Here is a 22,129-nt window from a genome sequence, read left to right on the forward strand (position 1 = left end):
ATGCTTGATAAACTGTTTATCCTCAGCCAATACGTAACACCCCAGCGCACGGTTTCCCACCTTGCCGGGCGTCTGGCCGACAGCACCGATTATCCCGCCCTGAAAAATCGGATTGTTAAATGGTTTGTCGGCCGGTACGGCGTAAACATGAGCGAAGCGGCTGAACCGGACCCCACCGCCTATCCCTCGTTCAACGCCTTTTTCACTCGCCAGCTCAAGCCCGGCGCCCGCACCATCGCCGCCGGCGATGATGTCTTTGTCAGCCCCGTGGACGGTGCCATCAGTCAGCTCGGTCAGGTCACTAACGACCGGGTATTTCAGGCCAAGGGCCAGTCTTTCGGGCTCACCGAACTGCTGGGCGGCGAAGAAGCCAGTGCTGAACCTTTTCGAGAAGGCGAGTTTTCCACCATCTATTTGTCACCCAAAGACTACCATCGTATTCACATGCCAATGGCGGGCACGCTGCGAGAAATGGTGTATGTCCCGGGCAATCTGTTTTCGGTCAACCCGGTAACAGCACAGAACGTTCCCAACCTGTTTGCCAGAAACGAACGGGTGATCTGTATTTTTGATACCGACTCTGGCCCGATGGCGATGGTGCTGGTGGGCGCGATGATTGTTGGCAGCATGGAGACCACCTGGGCCGGCGTAATTGCACCAAACCCTGCCAAACTGACTCACTGGAGCTACCAGAACGAAGACGCTATCCGTTTTGAAAAAGGCGATGAAATGGGTCGCTTCCGCCTGGGCTCCACCGTCGTTCTGGTGATGCCCAAAGGATCGGTGCAATGGAACCCGGAACAGATGGCCGGCAAAACCGTTCGCTTGGGTGAGGCGTTCGGCAAACTGGCTGCCGAGGTGTCCTGAGCCTTTACTCAGGCACGCTCGATGGGGAAAGCCAACACCTCTTCGATACGAGCCGCGCCGGTCTTCAGCATCAGCAACCGGTCCAGCCCAAGGGCAACACCGGAGCACTCCGGCAAGCCAGCATCCAGCGCTGCCAGAAACGCCTGATCCACCGCCATCTTCGGCTTGCCGGCGGCCTGACGCCGCCGGTTATCCTCCACAAAACGTTTCCGCTGTTCGGCAGGATCTGTCAGCTCCCAGTAGCCATTGCACAACTCAAGGCCGTTGATATAGAGCTCGAAACGATGGGCGACCGAATAGCCATCCTCTGACGTAACTCTGGCCAGTGCCGCCTGGGACTCCGGGTAGCGGGTAATAAAGACCGGTCGTTTCTGCCCCAGCTCAGGCTCTACCCGGAAACTCATCACCAGATCCAGGCAATCATCCCGGCTCATGCCCGCCAGTTGTTCTGGCTCCAGCCATTGCTCACAGACCTGGTAGAGATCATGACGGGAGATGGTCATCGGGTCGAAACCCGCGATCACCCGAACCGCGTCACGGTAATTCAAGATGTCCGGCCTCTCACAATCCAGCCAGCCACAAACCAGGTCGGACACCTCGGCCATCAGGGCCATGTCATTCAACCCGACCTGATACCATTCCAGCATGGAAAACTCGGGATTATGACGACGACCCAGCTCACCGTTGCGGAACACTCGGGCCACCTGAAAAATGGAGCCGGAGCCTGCCGCCAGCAGTCGCTTCATGTGATATTCCGGCGATGTTTGTAACCAGCCGCCGGAGACGCCGCCAGCGTCAACCGAGGCAGCCACGCCCTCCAGATTCACGTCTGTCACACCGTGGCGCCCCAGCACCGGGGTTTCTACTTCCAGTACACCTCGCTCAGCAAAAAAGCCGCGCACATACGCAAGTTGCTGTGCACGGCTTTTCAAGTGTTCCCGCGAGGCAGTGGGTCGCCAGACAGGTTGATCCGTCATGGGCGGGATCAGCTGCTTTTGACGCGGTTAACGTATTCGCCTGAGCGGGTATCTACTTTCAGCACTTCGCCGATCACGATGAACAGAGGCACGCTTACCACCGCACCGGTCGACAGGGTTGCCGGCTTGGAGCCGCCCTGAGCGGTATCACCTTTCATGCCCGGATCGGTGTCGACCACCTCGAGTTCAACGAAGTTCGGCGGTGTAACTGACAGCGGTGCGCCGTTGTACAGGGTGACGGTGTAGACGTCCTGTTCTTTAAGCCATTTAACGGTATCACCTACCGCTTTGGCATCGGCCGGATACTGCTCGAACGAGCCATCGGTCAGCATGAAATGCCAGAATTCGCCGTCGGTGTAGAGGTACTCCATGTCCTGATCCATGACATCCGCGGCTTCCAGCGTCTCGCCGGACTTGAAAGTGCGTTCCCAAACCCGGTTGGACATCAGATTGCGCAGCCTGACGCGGTTGAACGCCTGGCCCTTACCGGGTTTGACGAATTCGTTTTCCAGGATGATACAAGGGTCGCCATCCAGCAAAACCTTGAGACCGCCGCGGAATTCGTTGGTAGAATATGAAGCCATGAAATGTCCACCTGACGTATTGTCGTTAAAATTTCAAAGGTCGCTATGATACAGCGAACCCCTGCCCGTATAGAAGCCCGTAACGAAGAGCCTTCCGTAAATGGCGTGAATCAGCGAGATCAAGCCGGTACGCAAGTACAGACGTGGCAGCAGATCCTTGCGAATTCAGTGACCGACCCGGAACAGCTTCTGGCCCGTTTGGGCCTGCCTCTGGAGACATGGTTAAGTGGGGCTAATGCCGGTCACCGGCTATTTCCGGTACGCGTACCGGAGCCTTTTATCCGGCGAATGCAGCTAGGCAACGTCAATGACCCCTTGTTGAGGCAAGTACTCCCGCTCGTCGATGAAGCACTTTTTCAAGAAGGTTACGTTCACGACCCCCTGGCGGAAAGTGCCGCCATCCAGACCACCGGCCTGATAAGAAAATACCAAAGCCGGGCCTTGCTGATGGTAACCGGGCAGTGCGCCATCAACTGTCGCTACTGCTTTCGCCGGCATTTTCCCTACGACTCCCAAAGACTGGGGCCCGACGATCGTCAGCAGGTACTGGCCAGCCTGCAGGCAAGCCCGGACATTAACGAAGTCATTTTCAGTGGCGGCGACCCACTCGCGGTTAATGACCGTTTACTGGCGCAATGGGCCCGTGCACTGGCTGGAGTACCCCATATCAAACGACTTCGCATTCACTCGCGGTTGCCCGTAGTGATCCCACAACGGGTTTGCGATGACCTGCTGGGCTGGTTGAAAGAAAGTCCGCTGCAGAAAGTGCTGGTGGTGCACGTCAATCACCCTGCCGAACTGGATAACGAAACCAACCGTGCGTTTTCCCGCCTGAGGGATGCAGGCGTCACCCTGCTCAACCAGAGCGTGATACTAAAGGGCGTCAACGACTCTGCCGACACTCTGGCCAAATTAAGCGAAGACTTGTTCGCGTCAGGTGTACTGCCCTATTATCTTCATGCCTTTGACCCCGTTGCCGGCGCTCACCACTTTGACGTCAATGACCAGACGGCCGCTGCGCTGGTCCAGGACCTGATGAAACGGCTGCCGGGTTTTCTGGTGCCAAAACTGGTCAGAGAACTGCCGGGCGAGGCCAGTAAAACCCCGGTCGCTCCGGACAACCTGCCTGCCAGATTCACCTCTGAGTGAGACACGCCGTGTAAGCTGGCCTGTTATGACTTGTCAAACATTGTCAACTCATGATTTTCTCGCTTTTTGTTATCGCTTTGCTATCTTAAAGTTCAATGGTTAATCACAATAAAAGCATGTATTTTCGGCACTTTCGATCGATATACATCTAAAGCAGCTCAGACACTGGCGTGAAAAAATGGAAGGCAAGATTCTGAAACCTGACCTGAAGGTTCCTGAACAGAAAACAGCAAGCCTGTCGTTTTGCGACACGACACCCAAGGCCTTCAAGCTTTGGGTTGATCAGTTGCCAATGGCAAATATCGGCGAGGCATCCCGCCAGCTTTATCACGCCGCCATTGAACTGAACCATCTTTTTTTGTCGCCCCAACAGCGCATGCAGTTTCTCGAACTGATTCGTGACAAGATCCATTTCGTCTGTAGTGAGCTGTCGCGGCACTTCCTGGGACTGACCATTGCGCTGCCAGAAAAGCAGCGCAAGATTGCCAATCTGGCGCAGGCTCTTCAGTTGCATCTCGCCAGTGGTTACAAACTCTGTGTACTGGAGTACCTGGACAACGGGGGACTCGAGAAGAACCGGCGGCATGTCGCGACCGCCATCCACAGGGCCATTTCCGAGCTGGCCGCCACCATTGTTCGCTCACACCAGCTGTACTGCCCGAGCCCGGCCCAGAGCTGGCTGGAATGCCACCGGCTGTACCGCTTTGCCAACCGGAACAAACTGAGCGCCCAGGAGGTCGATGACGACACCCTGACTCACCGCCGGTCCAGTACCGTGGCAGACAGCTACAAGCGCATTCTGCTATTGGGTTGCGCCCGTCCGAATCAGCTGCGGCAGGCCGAACTGACGCTGGTTTACGGGCTGATGGAGTCCTGGACCGAATTCAGCCAGTGCGGCCCCGATATCGGCACAGACAGCCTGTTCGTAATCAATATGGAGGTGGATAGCCCGCCGGTATACCGAAGTCTGCTGGAGCAGAGGCCCGGCGATGAAAGTTTTGGCTTCGACACCAGAGAGCTCTCCACTCAGTTGTCGGAAGCCTTGCACGCCCGACAGAGCCATGACAATGACGTTTCGCGGCTGCAGATATCGTCAAAAGTCAGCGACACCCTGCTTACACACCTGATTCAAGCTCTAGGCATTCTGGCGAAACGCAATTTCAACCGCATTTCCAGTCAGGGCACCCTGGAAATCTGTGTCGGCCTGACCGCAGCGCATTTTTTTATCGCCGGGGAGAAAACCTTTTCAGAGTTTCTGGACGGCAACGGCAACGACAAGGCCGACCCAGACCAGGACAACATGTTCATCCGCAACGCCAATCGCAAGAGCGACGCCTGGTCCGGTGCCCATGACGCCGGTCCAAACGAAGACCGTTTGCACGCGACAGACGCCCCGATCAATTTCAGAACCAGTTCCGGCGCTTCCGCGCCTACAGGCACCGACCGTAACCGACCGTGCGCCAACCATGCCCTGCTGATCAACACCAGCCCCGGCGGCTACTGCGTGGCCTGGGAAAGTAGCGTGCCGGCTTCCCTTCAAGCGGGTGAGATTCTGGGTGTTCGGGAACACAAAACACACCCTTGGAGTGTTGCCGTGGTGCGCTGGCTGCGCCAGATTCGCAATCAGGGAACTCAGGTCGGCATTGAACTGCTGGCGCCGAGCGCTGCACCGTGTGGCATTCGCCTGATCCAGAAGGTAGGCAACAGCAGTGAGTATCTGCGCGGGCTGTTACTGCCGGAGATTAGTGTGGTGAATCAGGCAGCAACGCTGATCACCCCCAGATTGCCGTTCCAGAATGGTAGCCGAATCTCACTGCTCCACGACGGCCGAGAAGATCAGGGCCAGCTTCTGAAAAAAGTGTCGGCCACCGGCAGCATCAGTCAGTTCGAACTGAAATTACAAAACACCGCCGTAATGAAGGGCCAAAGTGGTTCACCACATTCAACGCCCGCTGCCACTGAAGATGAATTTGATTCCCTTTGGCCTTCGTTGTAAAGCAGGCGGTTACAAGGACTGTGAACCGCCGCTGTCCCCAGGGTTGTTATTGATCGCCAACCCCTGCATCATTCATCGAAAGTGCCCGTCTGGCTTTGCGAACAGGCACCCGAACTCTGCGGCAATTCCCTGTCGACCATGAGTTTTCCGGGAATCTGCACGCCAGCACCACCAATGCGTACTCATGAGACGTCTTCCGAATGCAGAAAAAAAACGCGACTGTACACCTGCTGATTCTTGATCCATCTCAAAATGATGCGGAATCCATGATCAGCCTGCTCCGCAATTCAGGCAAGGCCACCCGCGCCCATCGGATAACCTCTGAAGAGGATCTCGAAGAAGCACTCAAGACCAGCAACTGGGATTTGCTGCTGGCCAAGGATCTGGAACAGGATTTTGGAGCAGATGATGCGCTTGCCATGGTCAAGCGCATGGATAAAGACATCCCCTTCATACTGCTGGCCGAAGAGCCGAGCAGAGAGCGGACGGTCAGTATTATCCGCGCCGGTGGACAGGACGTTGTTCCTTTCGAATACAAAGACCTTCTGGTGCTGGTGGTGAAGCGCGAACTGGCTGCGCTTGATGAACGTCGCAGACGCCGCGCGCTGGAATCCCATTTGCGCGAAGCCGAACAACGTTGCCAGCTGCTGCTGGAAAGTTCCAAAGATGCCATTGCCTACATCAACGACGGCATGCATATCTATGCCAACCAGTCTTACATGGAATTTCTGGGCTACGACGACATCGACGACCTGATCTGCATTCCGGTGCTCGATACTCTGAACCCGGACAGCCAGGACAAATACAAAAACTTCATGAAGGCCTTTGCCGAGGACGGCAAGGACGGCACCACGCTCAACTGCACCGCCCGCCGCAGTGACGATCAGGAACTCAACGTCACCATGTCGGTGTCAGCCGCCACCTACGACGGCGAAACCTGCACACAGATTGTGCTGCAGCCGGAACACAGTGACGCCGAGCTGGAAGAAAAACTCAAACAGATCAGCAGTCAGGATCTGTTAACCGGACTGTTCAACCGCCAATATCTGATGGACGCACTGGGGCAGGCCGTCGCCACGGCTGGCAAAAACAATGAAACCGGCGCTCTGGCTTATATCGCTCTGGACAGCTTCATGGCCATGAAAGGTCAGGTTGGCATTTCAGGCGCAGACCTGCTGTTGGGCGATCTGGCCAGCCTGCTGCGCGAGCAGGCCGGTGACGACCTGACGCTGGCCCGGCTGAGTGATGACGCGTTCTGCCTGATGTGTCTGCCGTGCGATGAAAAGACCATGGAGAGCACCTGTGAGCGCGTCAGAAAAGCCGTGGAGGACCACCTGTTCGACATCAACGGCAAAACCGTTCCGCTGACTGTCTCCATCGGTATCGCCGCGATCACGGAGAACTCCCCGAAAGCCGAGGAGCTGATGGCCCGGGCCCATACCGCGTCTGCCGAGGTGAAGAAGTTGGAAGGCCGCGAACGCGGTAACGGGATCGTGGTGTACAATCCGGCCGAATACGAGAGCCTGGATGAGAGCAACTCGGTCGAAGCCATTCTGAAAGCACTGGATGAAAACCGCTTCCGCCTGTTGTTCCAGCCGATCATTAACCTCAGGGGTGAAGGCGAGGAGCATTACGAGGCTTTCGTCCGGATGCTCGACAAAGACAACGAGGAAGTCTCTCCTTACGACTTCCTGCCACCGATGGGCCCCAGCGACACCGCCATCAAGATTGATCGCTGGGTCATTCTGCAAACCATCAAGCAGCTCGCCAGCCACCGTTCAAGGGGCCATGACACCCGGTTATTCCTGAACATCACGGCAGAGAGCCTGCAAGACAAAACCTTTACACCCTGGCTCAGCGTTGCCCTGAAAGCGGCACGTCTACCTGGGGATTCGCTGATCTTCCAGATCCGGGAAGGTGATGCCAATAACTACATGAAGCAGGCCAAGGAGTTTACCAAAGCGGTGCATGAACTCCACAGCAAGGTGTCTATCTCCCAGTTCGGCTGCGCTCTCAACCCGTTCAACACGCTCAAGCACATTGAAGCGGACTACGTGAAGATCGACGGCTCCTTCACCGAAGAAATCCAGAAGAGCGACCAGGCCAAGGAACAAGTCAAGGAAATGGTTAAGAGCCTGCAGAATGCCGGCAAGCTTACCATCATTCCACTGGTGGAAAATGCCGGCGTGCTGGCTACCCTGTGGCAAGCCGGGGTCAACTACATCCAGGGCTACTACCTGCAGGCACCGGTACCGGAGATGAATTACGACTTCGGGGACAGCTGACCGACGCAGGTCATGCAGGAAACAAAGGGCGAGACGTCAAAACCTCGCCCTTTGTGCGTTCAGAGCCTGGTGTTTTGCAGGGTCTGATTGGTCTCGCTCTCGCGGAAGCCGATCAGATACAAAATGGCGTCCAGCCCCAAGGTTGAGATGGAATGCCGCGCGGACTCCTTGACTAGCGGCTTGGCGCGGAAAGCCACCCCCAACCCGGCCTGGCTCAGCATGGGCAGGTCGTTGGCGCCATCGCCTACAGCAATCACCTGCTCCCGTGAGATATGCTCTTTTTCGGCAATCTCCAGCAGTAACTCCGCTTTGCGCCTACCATCGACGACCTGGCCTTTAACCTGACCGGTAACTTTACCGTCAACAATATCCAGCTCATTGGCATAGACGTAATCGATGCCCAGCTTTTGCTGAAGATGCCGGGCAAAGTAGGTGAAGCCGCCAGACAGAATGGCGGTCCGGTAGCCCAGCGCTTTCAGGCTGAGGATCAGGTGTTCGGCCCCTTCGGTCATGCGCAGCCGGTTGGCAATGCCCTCCAGCACCGACTCATCGAGACCTTTAAGCAGCGCCAGGCGCTCGGCAAAGCTCTGACTGAAGTCGAGCTCGCCCTGCATCGCCCTTTCAGTGATGTCAGCCACCTGCTCACCGACGCCGGCCTCGTGAGCCAGCTCGTCAATGACTTCCGCTTCGATCAGGGTGGAGTCCATATCGAACACCACCAGGCGACGGTTACGCCGGAAGATGGAATCTTCCTGGAACGCGATATCCACATTCATTTCACCGGCAATGTGCAGAAAATCTGCCCGTAACTGCTCCAGGTCCGACGGCGTACCCCGGACGGAAAATTCGACACAGGCAATACGATTGTCGCCACAATTCAGCGATGGTCGGGCCGACAAACGGGTAATGTTGTCAATGTTCAGGCCATGCCGTGCGGTAATGGCAGACACCCGGGCGATCTGCTCGGCTTTGATGTCCCGGGACAGCAAGGTAACGATGTAGCAGGCACGGTTACGGGCTTCCGCCCAAGTCTGATAATCCTCAACCGTAATCGGCGCAAAGCGCACCTGAAGGTCCAGCGCGTGCAGCCGGAACAGCAGGTCCCGAATTACCGGAGACGATTTGGACTCGTCCGGGATCTCGATCAGGATGCCCCAGGTCAGATGGTCGTGAATGACCGCCTGGCCAATATCCAGAATCCGGACATCGTACTGCCCCATGATGCCGGTAATTTCCGACGTCAGCCCGGGCTTGTCGCGCCCGGACACATTCACCAGTACCAGCTCACTCACTGTCCGCACTCTCCTCTTCCTGGGCCCGTGCGGCCGAGGGGATAACATCAATCCCGTCGACACGCTGAAGCCCACGCGGCAATTTGTGGCCACGGCGACCACGCTCACCCAGATAATGTTCAAGATCACTAAAGCGTAACCCAAGCTTACGCTTGCCGGCCTTGATCTCAAGCTGATCTTCTTCACCAAAGACCGCTACCGCCACCACATACTCTTCCCGGTTCTGAACTCGCGCAGACGGTATGCTGATGATCTTGTTGCCCTTGCCTTTGGCCAGCTCCGGCAACTCACTGAGCGGGAATACCAGCATTCGGCCCTCGTTGGAAATGGCCGCCAGGTAAAGCGTGGAAACCGTTTGCGGGATCATCACCGGCGGCATGATGCGGGCACCCTTGGGCACGCTGACCACGGCCTTACCGGCGCGGTTCTTGCCCACCATGTCGTTCAGTGACGTCACAAAGCCGTACCCGCCATCGGTCACCAGCAAGGTCTTACGTTCGGGCTCTCCCATCAGCAAGCCGGAGAAGGTAGCCCCTGAGGGTGGGTTGATCCGGCCCGTTAGCGGCTCCCCCTGCCCTCGGGCAGACGGCAAACTGTGCGCGATCAGCGAATAGGCCCGGCCGGTGGAATCGAGGAAGATCGCTTGCTGGTTGTTACGGCCACAAGCGGCCAGGGCAAAGTGGTCACCCCCCTTGTAACTGAGGCCGGTCGGGTCAATATCATGCCCCTTGGCCGCCCGCACCCAGCCCTTGTCCGAAAGCACCACCGTGACCGGGTCATTAGACACCAGATCGGTCTCGCTGAACGCTTTGGCCTCCTGGCGCTCTACAATCGGCGAGCGGCGATCATCGCCGTAGGTTTCGGCGTCCTGTATCAGTTCGGTTTTGATCAGCTCACGCAGGCGCTCTGGCGAACCCAGGATAGACTGCAATTCGTCCCGCTCGGCCGACAGCTCATCCTGCTCACCACGGATCTTCATTTCTTCGAGTTTGGCCAAATGCCGTAGCTTCAACTCGAGAATGGCTTCGGCCTGATCGGCAGACAGACCAAAACGCGACATCAGCTTCGCTTTCGGCTTGTCTTCGGTGCGAATAATTTCGATGACTTCATCGATGTTGAGATAGGCAATCAGCAAGCCTTCCAACAGATGCAACCGGGCCAGAACCTTGTCCAGACGATGTTGCAACCGGCGGGTGACGGTACTCCTTCGGAACGCCAGCCATTCAGTAAGAATCTGATGCAGGCCTTTAACACCGGGACGACCGTCATTACCGATAACATTGATGTTAACCCGGTAGGTTTTCTCAAGATCGGTGCTGGCGAACAGGTGCGCCATCAGGCCGTCCAGATCAACCCGGTTGGAACGGGGCACAATCACCAGCCGTGTGGGGTTCTCATGATCGGACTCATCCCGCAGATCGGCCACCATCGGCAACTTTTTGACCTGCATCTGATGCGCAATCTGTTCCAGAACCTTGTTGCCAGACGCTTGATGCGGCAGATCGGTAATCACAATCTCGCCGCTCTCACGTATCCAACGAGCCCGCATCCGCACCGAACCGCGACCGGTGTCATAGATTTGCCGGAGGTCTTTGCGGGGCGTAATGATTTCAGCGTAGGTTGGATAATCCGGGCCCTGGATGTGCTCCAGCAGTTGATCAACCGTCGCCTCCGGCTCATCCAGTAAACGGATACAGGCAGCGGTCACTTCTCGCACATTATGAGGCGGAATGTCGGTGGCCATACCCACCGCAATACCTGTGGTGCCGTTAAGCAACACATGGGGTAGACGGGCCGGCAGTACCGAGGGCTCGTCCATGGTGCCATCAAAGTTTGGCACCCAGTCAACCGTGCCCTGGCCCAGTTCACCCAGCAACGCATCGGCAAACCGCGCGAGCCGGGATTCCGTGTAACGCATGGCAGCAAAAGACTTGGGATCATCCGGCGCGCCCCAGTTGCCCTGACCGTCCACCAGCGGGTAACGGTATGAAAACGGCTGAGCCATCAGCACCATGGCTTCATAGCAGGCACTGTCACCGTGGGGGTGGAACTTGCCCAGCACATCACCTACGGTGCGGGCGGACTTCTTATACTTGGAGGTGGACTTCAGCCCCAGCTCCGACATGGCATACACGATGCGCCGCTGAACCGGTTTGAGCCCATCGCCTATATTGGGCAATGCGCGATCCAGAATGACGTACATAGAATAGTCGAGGTAGGCCTTCTCGGTGTAATCCCTTAGCGCGACTCGTTCAAACCCTTCATCCGTTATCTGAAACTCTGGCATAGATGCCTCTTTGCCTTAACTGCCTGTTTTGAAGTGTGGCGTTGACGCCGCCCTCTGCCCCCGGCACAGATACCGGGCGATGTGGCGCACATTATATGGACGCAGGCAACGATACACCAATTTCCAATAGCGGAATTCCCGCATGGAGAGTCTGTAAGGTGCACCGTATTCTCGCTGTCATGTACAGAAGGCCGTTTTATCTCCTGACAAGCGGAAACCTATGAAACCAAACCTTATAGCCTGCGGGCATGCCATGGTGACTGCCTTGGTGAATGCTGCCCTGGCAGTTGCCCTGATGCTGCTGGTGGAATTTGCCATTAGTGGCACATTTCAGGTGCCTGTCGCTTACCTATGGGCCGGATTTCTGATCGGGGTGGTTATCTTTGTCGGTCAGTTCTGGCGCCAGAGACACCTTTGCCGTGCCAGTGAACAGACTGGCAACACTGAACAACATTGATTTAGCGTAACGCGGCTTAGAAAAGAAGACAGGATGCCTGAGGTATCAGCCCAGGTCACCCTGTTGAAGAAAGGTGCGTTTACTGGCGGATACCTTCAACCGAAATCTTTATTTCGACCGTTTCGGAGGCTTCACCAAGATCCATCGGAATGCCGAAATCCTTCAGCCGCAGCACGGTTTCTGCGTCAAAGCCCATCCGGTAGCCACCCCAGGGATCCTCGCCGTGGCCGTGCATTTCAGCTTCGAGCGTAATTTCACGAGTCACACCGCGCAGGGTGAAGTCGCCGATGATATCGGCCTCGCCATCTCCATCCAGAACTACCCGCTTGCTCTTGAAAGTGGCTTGAGGGAATTCGTTGATGTACAGAAAATCCTCGTTGCGCAGGTGCTTGTCACGCTCAGCATGGTTAGAGTCAACGCTGGCGGTGTCGATGGTAACCGTTACCGAACTGTTTTCCGGGTTCTCGGCGTCATAAACAAACTCACCATCAAAATCGTTGAAGCGGCCGTAAAGCCAGCTATAGCCCAAGTGTGAAATTTTGAAAGTGACGAACTGATGCGTACCCTCGGTATCGAAGGCGTAAGTGCCGCTGTGCTCGTTGGCGTTAACGGTGCCGACCAGCGCTAAAGATACAGCAGAGGCAAGTAGTAGTTTCTTCATGGCTTTCTCCTTTATGTCGTTACAGACAGTTTCTTGACGAACATTTTATGAACACACATCAACCGGCATCAGTCTCGCCCCAACATGCGCCTGAGGGTAGCATCCCGATCAATAACGTGGTGTTTGAGTGCCGCCAGAGCATGCAGCCCTGCCAACGCAACCAGTGCCCAGGTACTCCAGTAATGAACAGCGCCGGCGGTATCTTCCATACCCCGAATCCGTCCGGTCACGGAGGGCACCTCGAACCAGCCAAACACACTGATGGATGAGCCATCGGCCGTGGTAATCAGATAGCCGCTGGTCATGGCCGTAAATAGCAGCAGGTAAAGCAACCAGTGCACCATGCGCGACGTCTGCACCTCCCAGCGACGATGTTCAGGTAACGGTTTGGGCTGAGGACTTAGAAGCCGCCAAGCCAATCTGATCAACATGGTGATAAACAGCAGGATGCCAATACTTCGGTGAATGTCCGGCCCCTGCCGATACCAGGGATCGTAATAAGTCAAGCCTACCATCCACCAGCCGAGGCCGAACAGACCAATAACTGCCAGTGCTACCAACCAATGTAAACTCATCGATACAAGGCCGTAGCGGGAAGGCGTGTTAACAAATTTCATGGCTGAGCTGGCTCCATCCTTGATCCCGGGAATACGGGCCTGATTCATACTAGTAACTTAGTCTAGAACGCCGTTTGATCGATGAAAATCGAAATATTCTGCCAGGATACATCAAATTATCTGATCAATCGGTTGCGTGCCGCACCGGCCACTTTGGTCGAATACGGGTTCTACGGATTGCCCGGATCCATGGTCACGATAGAATTTGCACATACTTAATCCGCCCCGTCACGGGGCCTCAGTGACCGAGAGGAAATGACATGGAACTCGAATTCGACGAGTCCGTAGCAGTACCCAGCAACAATTAATCTGACGTAGCCTGTGCCCCGGCCTAAACCGGGGCATCCTCCTTGGATACATCCCCCTAAATACCTCTTCGCAAACACCGCTGGAACACAAAGTCACAAACTGTTTCCACTTTTGCCGGTTAAGTAGTGGTAATGGTTCTGAATTTTTGGCAATCTTCTCGTTCGAGATCAGATAACGTCTTGAAATATAGGCAACAGTGCCAGAAATACGGGCGCTATGGCTAACAGTTCAGTGATCGGCCTGGCATAAAATCCGATACTGATGTGTTCGTTTAACGGTTCAGAATCGCTTATGTCCCATAGCTTTCCCGAAATGATCCCGGCACCAGAAGTTGACCTGCTATCCCCTATGCTCGATCAGCAGGGCGACACATGGACGGCCAGTTTCAGGGGGCTAAAGCTCAGAACCGCACTACAGCCTATCTATAGCATTTCCCACAAGCGGACCGTCGGTTACGAAGCATTGATCCGGGCGTTTGATACCGACAACTCCGCAGTCCTTCCGTTGCATCTTTTTGAACTACCTGACTCCGAAGCCGAAAATCTGCTGCTGGACAGGCTTTGCCGCTACTTGCATATCCGCAACTACAGCGGCATCAAAGATCAGCTGAACTGGCTATTCCTTAACGTATCACCACGAGTTGTCACTAGCGGTAGCCAGTCCGATTCGTTTTTCGGCGCCCTACTGGAAAAAACCGGACTGCCGCCTCACCGTATTGTGATGGAAATCGTTGAACAACCAACGGATGATGCGGAGCGACTGAAAGATACCGTTGCCTACTATCGCAAACTCGGCTGCCTGATTGCCATCGACGATTTCGGTGCCGGGCACTCCAATTTCGAACGCATCTGGAACCTGTCACCGGATATCGTAAAACTCGACCGGACACTCCTGACCCGCGCAACGGAAGACCAGCGGGCCCGCCAGATTCTGAACGGCATGGTATCGTTACTGCATCAATCCGGGTGCCTGGTATTGCTCGAAGGCGTGGAAACCCGTGATCAGGCAATGATCGCCATTGATGCCGGGGTCGATTTTGTTCAGGGATTTTATTTCCGCAGACCATGTTTGGAACTGGAGGAGTTACCACAGTCGCTAGCGGATCTGGAAGAACTCCTACAGGATTACAAAAAACGCAAACAAATCACTCAGGATCCGACACAGCAGTTGGTCGGCTTTTTCAGTACGCCCTTTCGTCGGGCCACCGAGAAACTCCAGCAAGGGCAACGGATGCTACAGGCCTGCTTCGAATTATTGAATCACCCTACAGTGTCACGGTGTTACCTGGTGGACGACAAGGGCGTTCAGATTGCAGACACCCTGGTGTCAGACGCGACTATCCGCAACCAGGATCTTCGCTTCCTACCTCTGGAGAATACTACAAGCGCTGACTGGTTCCGCCAGCAGTATCTGCGCCAGGCTCTTGCTCAACCGGGTAACCTGCACGTTACCACGCCCTATCTTTGCGTGACCGGTGCCTACATGTGCGTAACGCTGTCACTGGCTTACCAGTCCGAGGGCAGGCTCAACGTATTGTGCTGCGACATTCTTGCCAACACCGATCAGACACCGTAAACGAGCGAAATCACACCGACGGTCAATAACCCGATGAACAGATTCATCGGCAGCCCCACCCGCACGAAGTCACCAAAGCGGTAGCCGCCCGGCCCGAACACCATCATATTGGTCTGATAGCCGAGCGGTGTGGCAAAGCTGGCCGAGGCCGCCATCATGACTGCAATAATGAAGGGCTCGGCGTTCACGCCCATGGCTGTTGTGAGCGATAACACCACCGGCAGAATCAACACGGCCGCTGCGTTGTTGGTGATAACCTCCGTCAACACAGACACCACCAGATAGACCAGCAACAACGCCAGCAGGGTGTTGCCATTACTCAGACCGAACACGGCGCCGGCCAGATAACTGGCCGCACCCGTCTGCTCCAGCGCACCGCCCAACGCAAACGATGCGGCAATGGTCAGAACCACCGGAACATCGACCGATTTTTGCGCCTGACCGACGGAACAACACCCCGACAGGATCATCAGAAACGCGCCCACCAGAGCTGCATTGAGCATGGTCATGACACCGAAGGCGGCCAAACCGACCAGCACAAACAAAATGCCCCAGGACAACCAGGCCCGATCGTGGCGTGGCGCCTCAGTTTCCAGATCGTTGATTAACAGAAAATCCTTGTTGTAACGCTGTCGGCTGACGAACGCAGGGCGAGCTTCCAACAATAAAACGTCGCCGGGTTTCAGGCGAATGTTGCCCAGGTTACCCGGCACCCTTTCGCCTCCGCGGGCCACCGCCAGCACCACAGCACCGTAACGGTCACGAAAACGGGCATCTCGAATGGTCTGGCCAAGCACACCGGACTGGGGCGACAAGACCGCCTCCACCAGACGGCGTTCTGCCCGGACCTTGCTCAGAGAGGGCTCATCATCGTGCACTGAAGGCACAATGCCATTAATTCTGAGCAGATCTGAGACGGCCTGGGTGTCGCCCGCAAACACCAACCGGTCACCACTGCGCAAACGCTCTTCGGACGGCACTGCGGTGACCACGCTGCCATCACGCTCAATTTCAACCAGATAGAGCCGGTCCAGTTCCCGCAGCCCGGCCTCACCCACGGTTTTGCCCACCAGCGGCCCCTCGAAGGCCACGGCGACCTCCAGAGTAAACTCTTTGACGGAGCCGAACTTTTGCTGATCTTTGCGATCCGGCAACATGCGCGGCAAAAACAGCAGCATTACCGAGATACCGATGATCGCCACCGGCAATCCCACCTGGGTGATGGCAAAAATGGAAAACCCTTCGTTACCCGTCAGCTGCTGGTACTGGCCGTTAACCACCAGGTTGGTGCTGGTACCAATTAACGTCAGCGTACCCCCGAGAATGGCGGCATAACTAAGCGGAATCATCAGTTTGGAGGGTGCGACACCAATTTTCCGTGACCAGGCCAGCACCGCCGGAATCATGGTGGCCACAACGGGCGTGTTGTTCAGAAAACCGCTCAACAGGGTAACAGGCAGGGCAATGCGGGCCTGGGCGCCACGCACCGTTTTCGGGCTACCGAGCACGTAGCGAACCAGCAAATCGACGCCGCCAGAGTGATGCACCCCAGAGGCGACAACGAAGAGCGCAACGACCGTAATCAAGCCAGAATTGCTGAAGCCGACCAGCGCCTGTTCAGGCCCGATGATGCCGCTGGCACTGAGCACCACCAGCGCGGCCATCATCACCAGATGGGGCGCGAAGCGACCTGAGCTCATCAGTACCAAGGCAGCCACGGCCAACCCCAGAGAAAACCATCCTTGCCATTCCATAACGCGGTTTTTCCGGTTTGAAAACAAGCAGGATAGCGATCATTTTAAATTCTGTAAAAGAATAAAGAATGATTCTTATAGCATCATAGGGAATATCAAACAGCTACGTCCGCCATATTGCCGTACGCCTCGAGCCAGACCCGACGGTCAGACGCGCGCTTTTTGCCGAGCAGCATGTCCATACACTCATCGGTGTCGTCACCCTCTTCCAACGTGAGCATCACCAAACGACGGGTATCCGGAGCCATGGTGGTTTCCCTCAGCTGCAAAGGATTCATCTCACCCAGGCCTTTGAAGCGGGTCACCTGGATCTTGCCCCTGCGGTTTTCTGCGGCCAGACGATCGAGAATCCCTTGCCGTTCATGCTCATCCAGGGCGTAAAAGGTCTCTTTGCCCAGGTCCACCCGATACAGCGGCGGCATGGCCACAAACACATGGCCGGCGGTCACCAGCGGGCGAAAATGTTTGACGAACAGGGCGCACAGCAAGGTGGCAATGTGCAGGCCATCGGAGTCCGCATCGGCCAGGATACAGACCTTGTTGTAACGCAGCCCGGTCAAGTCGTCGGAACTGGGGTCGACCCCAATGGCCACAGCAATGTCGTGCACTTCCTGTGAGGCCAGAATGTCACTGGAATCCACTTCCCAGGTATTCAGAATCTTGCCCCGCAGCGGCATCACCGCCTGAAACTCCCGATCCCGGGCCTGCTTCGCGGAACCGCCTGCAGAGTCCCCTTCCACCAGGAACAGTTCTGAGCGATTGGTATCCGAGCCCGAACAGTCTGCCAGCTTGCCCGGCAACGCCGGACCGGAGGTCACTCGCTTTCGAGCCACTTTTTTGCTGGCCTTCAGGCGACGTTGAGCGTTGTTGATGAAAAGCTCAGCCAGGGCCTCGGCAATGTCGGTGTGCTGGTTCAACCACAGACTGAAGGCATCCTTGACCACGCCAGAGACAAACGCAGCCGCCTCACGGGACGACAAACGCTCTTTGGTCTGGCCGGAAAACTGGGGCTCCTGCATCTTGAACGACAGCACATAGGCCACCCGCTCCCAGATATCCTCAGGCGACAGCTTGACGCCCCGCGGCAGCAGACTGCGGAATTCGCAAAACTCGCGCATAGCTTCCAGCAAGCCGGTACGCAAGCCGTTAACGTGGGTGCCGCCCTGGGCGGTGGGGATCAGGTTAACGTAGCTTTCCATCACCGCATCGCCGCCCTCTGGCAGCCACTGGATGGCCCAGTCCACCGTTTCTTTATTGCCTGAGAAGCTTCCGGTAAAGGGTTCCAGCGGGACCGCTTCGATATCGGCCAGCGCTGTGCGCAAGTAATCCCGAAGGCCATCCTCGTACAACCACTCGTCTTTCTCGCCGGATTTCTCCTGCAAAAAGGTCACCGTCAGGCCCGGGCAGAGTACCGCCTTGGCGCGCAGGTTATGGCGCAAGCGACTGATCGAGAAATTCGGGCTATCAAAGTATTTGGTGTCTGGGGTGAACTTCAGACGAGTGCCTGTGTTGCGCTTACCAACGGTGTCGATCACTTCAAGTTCAGAAGCTTTGTCGCCATTGGCGAACGTCATCCGGTGCACCTGGCCATCGCGCTTGATGGTGATTTCCAGGTGGGTAGACAGGGCGTTAACCACCGAAACCCCCACACCGTGCAGACCACCCGAGAAGTTGTAGTTTCCCTGGGAGAACTTACCGCCCGCGTGCAGCCGGGTCAGAATCAGCTCCACGCCCGACACACCTTCTTCTTTATGCAGGTCTACCGGCATGCCCCGGCCATCATCTTCAACACTCAGGGAGTTGTCGCTGTGCAGAACCACGTCAATTCGGCGGGCATGGCCAGCCAGCGCTTCATCAACGCTGTTGTCGATAACTTCCTGAGCCAGGTGGTTCGGCCGTGAGGTGTCCGTATACATGCCCGGGCGCTTGCGCACAGGGTCCAGACCACTCAGGACTTCAATGGCATCGGCGTTGTAAAGTTGCTCGCTCATAGGAATGGCAGGGCTCCGCAATTGGTCGTGAAAACTGAGCCATAGCTTAGGGATTCAGGCCGAAAGATCAACGGTTGTTTTGTGGTGACACCAAGTGACGTCAGTTTCCGACGGCTTTCAGGATGGGCTGCTCGGTGAGCCCCGAAATTTCAAGGCGCCGCCAGCCCTCACCCGTCACCGCCAGAACCACGCAGGGGGTGGTGATCACTTGCGCCACCATCATGCCGGGCGCCGGCTCTGTGACGTTCATGGCGAGCCGGAGGGCCTTATTTTCTCTTGTGGCCGAATCCAGTTTCACGCTATAGCCGGCCGTTGGCTTCTGCCCAAGGGTCACGATCACCAACGATTCTTGATCCAGATTAATCTGGCGGATAACGCCGGTAGAGATGTTCTGCCCACCTACATCCAGCAACGCTTCCAGCTCAGCACTGGTGCGGGCGTGAACCACGCCAGGACCGGTCAGACCGCAATGGGCTGATTGGGTAACCTGTCGTACTTGCGGCTGATCGCCTGCCGCGCCGCCGGTGGCACTGCAAGCGGTCAGTAGGAGCACTGCGCTCACAGAAATGGCAAAACCATGAATAAAGCGGTCGATCATTGGGTTGTCCTGGTTCGGTGGTCACCCGGGGCGCTCGCGCGTCCCTGCGTGATCAAACGGTAACCCCGGAAGCCCGGCCTGGGCAGGACGTCCGGAGTGAAGGTTGAAATGGTGGGGCGGGTAAAACTGGTGGTCATACGGATATCAGACAGACTCTGCCCCTCTTCGATGGTGATCACCTCCCGCAATCCGGCAATCGGGTATTCGGCACAGGCCTCACCAGATTGGCAGATAATACCATCACCGTCGATGTCGGTACCCGCCACCAGGTAATAGCTTCCGGGCCGGACTTCGTTCAATCGGCGCGGCTCTTCGCCATCGTCAGCATCGAAGCGGAACTCATAGCGGCCGTTGACGGCTTCAACCGCAACTTGGGCTTCGGCCCAATAGAACCCCTTTTCGTCGGGCGTGGTGTCGACCAGTATGACGAAATGGACGCCGGCGTTGCGGGCCTGTTCGTCGCTGAGAATCTGGGCGATAACGGGTATTTTTACCATCCGACCAGTTTGATCTGAATCGTAGGTCACCACGACCTCACCACGGTAGGCCGTGTCAGGCTCAATCATCGATTCATTGAGAGAAATAGTCAGGGAGTAATCGGCGCCCCCAGGCACCGGTGAAGAAACACTAATCCAGCCGGGCGTTTCGGTGACCACAACATTTGACACCTCACCCTCGCCGATACGACTGAGAACGACCGTTTCGCTGGTCTTCCCCTCATTGCTCAAAGAGACCAACGAGGGCGAGGGCGACAGAATCGAGACGTTAAGGTCAAAATTGGCCTGAAGCGCTTGAGCCGCATCCAGAATGCCATAGCCTAGCTGGTCGTTTCGGTTTCCCGAATAGTCGGTAAGCTGGCCATCCGCCAGGAGTGCCTGAACATTCTGGTACGTCAGGTCTTTGCTTTGTTCCTTGATCAGGGCCATAACGGCGGAGACGTGCGGCGCAGCCATAGAGGTGCCCTGCAGACCGGTATAGTTGGCTTCGAAGCCGCTGGTGCCGGCAACAGCACTGGTACTCCAGACTACATCGGCACGGCCGTCATTGTTGCCATCTCGACTGGCATCGCCACCGGGTGCGGCCAGGTCAATCCAGTTGCCAAAGTTTGAATAGGAAGCCAGGCGACCGCCGGCATCGACCGCGCTGACCGACAATACATTAGGATAGGCCGCCGGATATGAGGGAGCCGACGTCGCGGAATTACCAGCGGCACCGACAAAGATGACACCGCGATTGACCCCGAAGGCAATGGCATCTTCCAGGCTCTGAATCCGGGGCAAGCCTCCGAGGCTGAGATTGACCACGTCTGCTCTTGGTCCAGCTTCCAACGGAGCCTGACCGGTAACCCAACGGATGGCGTCGATCAGATCGTCTGAGGAGCCCGAGCCACCCTCCCCCAGAACCCTGACCGGGACAATCTCAGAACCAAACGCAACACCGCCAATCCCGACGCCATTGACCACCGCAGCGATGGTGCCGGCGACATGGGTGCCGTGGAACACGCTGGCCCCGAAACTATTACCGGGATCCTCTGGATAAGTATCATTGTCCACAAAATCCCTGCCAGCAATGACGTTAGCGTCAAGATCTGGATGCCAAGAGCTAACGTCGGGAGGACTAAACAATCCGCTATCAAGCACCGCTACCCGGATGCCACTGCCCCCGCCCGGCGCCAGTTGCCACGCTCCGGGGCCGTTAATCAGATCATAGTGCCATTGCAGCCGATACAGATCTTCATCCGCAGGCGTCGTGGGCGCGCTCTGCTGCGTGCTGGAGAACAGGTAATTCGGCACAGCAGATGTGACGCCTGGAGCCTGACGAAGCTCGCTGATCCAATCAAGCGTCTGAGCAGAATGGCTCGCTGCGTTGCTGGCTCCGCTCATCACCTGCGAGGGCATGCGCATTACCCAGTCACTCCCGCCAAGATGACGCTGGGCATTTGCCATGCCAACCGCCAGTGCAGACATCGCCCCGGTGTCACCGACGTCCAGCCTTACAATAGCCTCACCCGGCACAAATTCATGGGCAGGCCAGTCCAGGCTCAGGCTGTCCAGCTGGGCGCCTGCCGCTTTCATCAACACATAGCGCGCCGGATTGCTGCCGATCACCGTCACTTCGACGGTGTATACGGCCTCTGGAGCGCCCTCTGCCAGCGTCAGACTGACGCTCGGGGAGCCCTGAGTCGTCGTTTCCGGCAGCAGCGCCACACCATGGCCCCTCAGCGCCAGTTCCAGCTGGGCGTTGCCCTGTCGGCTGCCAAAGTTCCTCAAGATCACCGTTTCACCGGGCGCCATCGGTACCGTGTAGACATCGGCCGAGTCAGTAGCGTAGATAAAGGGCTCAACCTGCCCCTCAAGAGTGGGATAACTACCACTAGCGCCACTCAAATATCCCGCCAACACAAAGCTGGCCGGCAAGACCTGCGGAGCGCTGGCCGGCCTGGCATCGGCAAACCGCAGCTGATCCATGGTGTCCTGATCAATCCGGCTGCCGGCTTCAATACTGATCACACCGGACAAGGGGCCGGGATCAAAAGCGGGCGACTCGGTACCGGAACCGCCACCACACCCAGACAATATCACCATCCCTGGTATTAAAAGACGACGCGCTAAGAAGTAAGTCACTGGCCACACTCTTCTTTATGTGAGTCTGATTTTCGGGTTAACCCGAAAACGATACGCTCAACCATCCTTGATCGACCTATGGCCACAACGGTTTGCGGCGCACGAT

The 22,129-nt window shown here is 56.7% G+C and carries 16 protein-coding genes; 6 read left to right on the top strand and 10 right to left on the bottom strand.

Annotation, left to right across the window (positions count from 1 at the left end; translation table 11 throughout):
• Positions 1 to 867 (top strand): archaetidylserine decarboxylase, encoded by an 867-nt coding sequence (asd, locus tag C7H08_RS10935; RefSeq protein ID WP_106671774.1) that lies wholly within the window; start codon positions 1 to 3, stop codon positions 865 to 867.
• An 8-nt stretch (positions 868 to 875) separates the two neighbouring features.
• On the opposite strand, the gene epmA is transcribed toward asd, so the two are convergent.
• Positions 876 to 1,844, bottom strand: coding sequence for an EF-P lysine aminoacylase EpmA (epmA, locus tag C7H08_RS10940; protein WP_106671775.1), 969 nt, complete (start codon positions 1,842 to 1,844; stop codon positions 876 to 878).
• Positions 1,845 to 1,852: 8 nt separating this feature from the next.
• Complete coding sequence (gene efp, locus C7H08_RS10945) at positions 1,853 to 2,428, bottom strand: elongation factor P (RefSeq protein WP_106671776.1); 576 nt, start codon at positions 2,426 to 2,428, stop codon at positions 1,853 to 1,855.
• 45 nt (positions 2,429 to 2,473) lie between these two features.
• On the opposite strand from efp, the gene epmB reads away from it, so the two are divergent.
• From epmB to C7H08_RS10960, 3 genes are all read left to right on the top strand, one after another.
• Positions 2,474 to 3,577 (top strand): EF-P beta-lysylation protein EpmB, encoded by a 1,104-nt coding sequence (gene epmB, locus C7H08_RS10950; RefSeq protein ID WP_106671777.1) that lies wholly within the window; start codon positions 2,474 to 2,476, stop codon positions 3,575 to 3,577.
• A gap of 178 nt (positions 3,578 to 3,755) precedes the next feature.
• Positions 3,756 to 5,573 (top strand): GTPase, encoded by a 1,818-nt coding sequence (locus C7H08_RS10955; RefSeq protein WP_106671778.1) that lies wholly within the window; start codon positions 3,756 to 3,758, stop codon positions 5,571 to 5,573.
• Between the two features lie 200 nt (positions 5,574 to 5,773).
• Positions 5,774 to 7,858, top strand: coding sequence for an EAL domain-containing response regulator (locus C7H08_RS10960; RefSeq protein ID WP_106671779.1), 2,085 nt, complete (start codon positions 5,774 to 5,776; stop codon positions 7,856 to 7,858).
• A gap of 59 nt (positions 7,859 to 7,917) precedes the next feature.
• On the opposite strand, the gene serB is transcribed toward C7H08_RS10960, so the two are convergent.
• Positions 7,918 to 9,150 carry a phosphoserine phosphatase SerB gene (serB, locus tag C7H08_RS10965; RefSeq protein ID WP_106672093.1) on the bottom strand — a complete coding sequence of 411 codons (1,233 nt, stop codon included), beginning with the start codon at positions 9,148 to 9,150 and terminating at the stop codon, positions 7,918 to 7,920.
• Positions 9,143 to 11,437, bottom strand: a complete 2,295-nt coding sequence (gene parC, locus C7H08_RS10970; RefSeq protein ID WP_106671780.1) for a DNA topoisomerase IV subunit A — start codon at positions 11,435 to 11,437, stop codon at positions 9,143 to 9,145. The genes serB and parC overlap by 8 nt, the downstream gene beginning before the upstream one ends.
• Positions 11,438 to 11,657: 220 nt before the next feature.
• Between parC and C7H08_RS10975 the strand changes: the two genes are divergently transcribed.
• Positions 11,658 to 11,894, top strand: a complete 237-nt coding sequence (locus C7H08_RS10975; protein ID WP_106671781.1) for a hypothetical protein — start codon at positions 11,658 to 11,660, stop codon at positions 11,892 to 11,894.
• 79 nt (positions 11,895 to 11,973) lie between these two features.
• Here C7H08_RS10975 and C7H08_RS10980 read toward each other — a convergent pair whose 3' ends face one another.
• Complete coding sequence (locus C7H08_RS10980; RefSeq protein WP_106671782.1) at positions 11,974 to 12,555, bottom strand: YceI family protein; 582 nt, start codon at positions 12,553 to 12,555, stop codon at positions 11,974 to 11,976.
• Between the two features lie 68 nt (positions 12,556 to 12,623).
• Positions 12,624 to 13,172 (bottom strand): cytochrome b, encoded by a 549-nt coding sequence (locus C7H08_RS10985; protein ID WP_106672095.1) that lies wholly within the window; start codon positions 13,170 to 13,172, stop codon positions 12,624 to 12,626.
• Between the two features lie 600 nt (positions 13,173 to 13,772).
• Here C7H08_RS10985 and C7H08_RS10990 point away from each other — a divergent pair.
• Positions 13,773 to 15,056 (top strand): EAL domain-containing protein, encoded by a 1,284-nt coding sequence (locus C7H08_RS10990; protein ID WP_106671783.1) that lies wholly within the window; start codon positions 13,773 to 13,775, stop codon positions 15,054 to 15,056.
• On the opposite strand, the gene C7H08_RS10995 is transcribed toward C7H08_RS10990, so the two are convergent.
• The 4 genes from C7H08_RS10995 to C7H08_RS11010 form a co-directional block, all read right to left on the bottom strand.
• On the bottom strand, positions 15,044 to 16,810 hold the full coding sequence (locus tag C7H08_RS10995; protein ID WP_106671784.1) for an SLC13 family permease: 1,767 nt from the start codon (positions 16,808 to 16,810) through the stop codon (positions 15,044 to 15,046). The two genes, C7H08_RS10990 and C7H08_RS10995, sit on opposite strands and share 13 nt — an antisense overlap.
• A gap of 95 nt (positions 16,811 to 16,905) precedes the next feature.
• Positions 16,906 to 18,801: a DNA topoisomerase IV subunit B gene (parE, locus tag C7H08_RS11000; RefSeq protein WP_106671785.1), complete on the bottom strand. Its 1,896-nt coding sequence runs from the start codon at positions 18,799 to 18,801 to the stop codon at positions 16,906 to 16,908.
• Positions 18,802 to 18,901: 100 nt separating this feature from the next.
• Entirely contained in the window at positions 18,902 to 19,399 is a 498-nt protein-coding gene (locus C7H08_RS11005) for a protease complex subunit PrcB family protein (RefSeq protein ID WP_106671786.1), read from the bottom strand.
• Positions 19,396 to 22,023: a S8 family serine peptidase gene (locus C7H08_RS11010; RefSeq protein ID WP_227663111.1), complete on the bottom strand. Its 2,628-nt coding sequence runs from the start codon at positions 22,021 to 22,023 to the stop codon at positions 19,396 to 19,398. The genes C7H08_RS11005 and C7H08_RS11010 overlap by 4 nt, the downstream gene beginning before the upstream one ends.
• Positions 22,024 to 22,129 lie beyond the last annotated feature (106 nt).

Origin of the sequence: Marinobacter halophilus (genome assembly GCF_003007685.1) — a bacterium.
GTDB classification, from domain to species: domain Bacteria; phylum Pseudomonadota; class Gammaproteobacteria; order Pseudomonadales; family Oleiphilaceae; genus Marinobacter; species Marinobacter halophilus.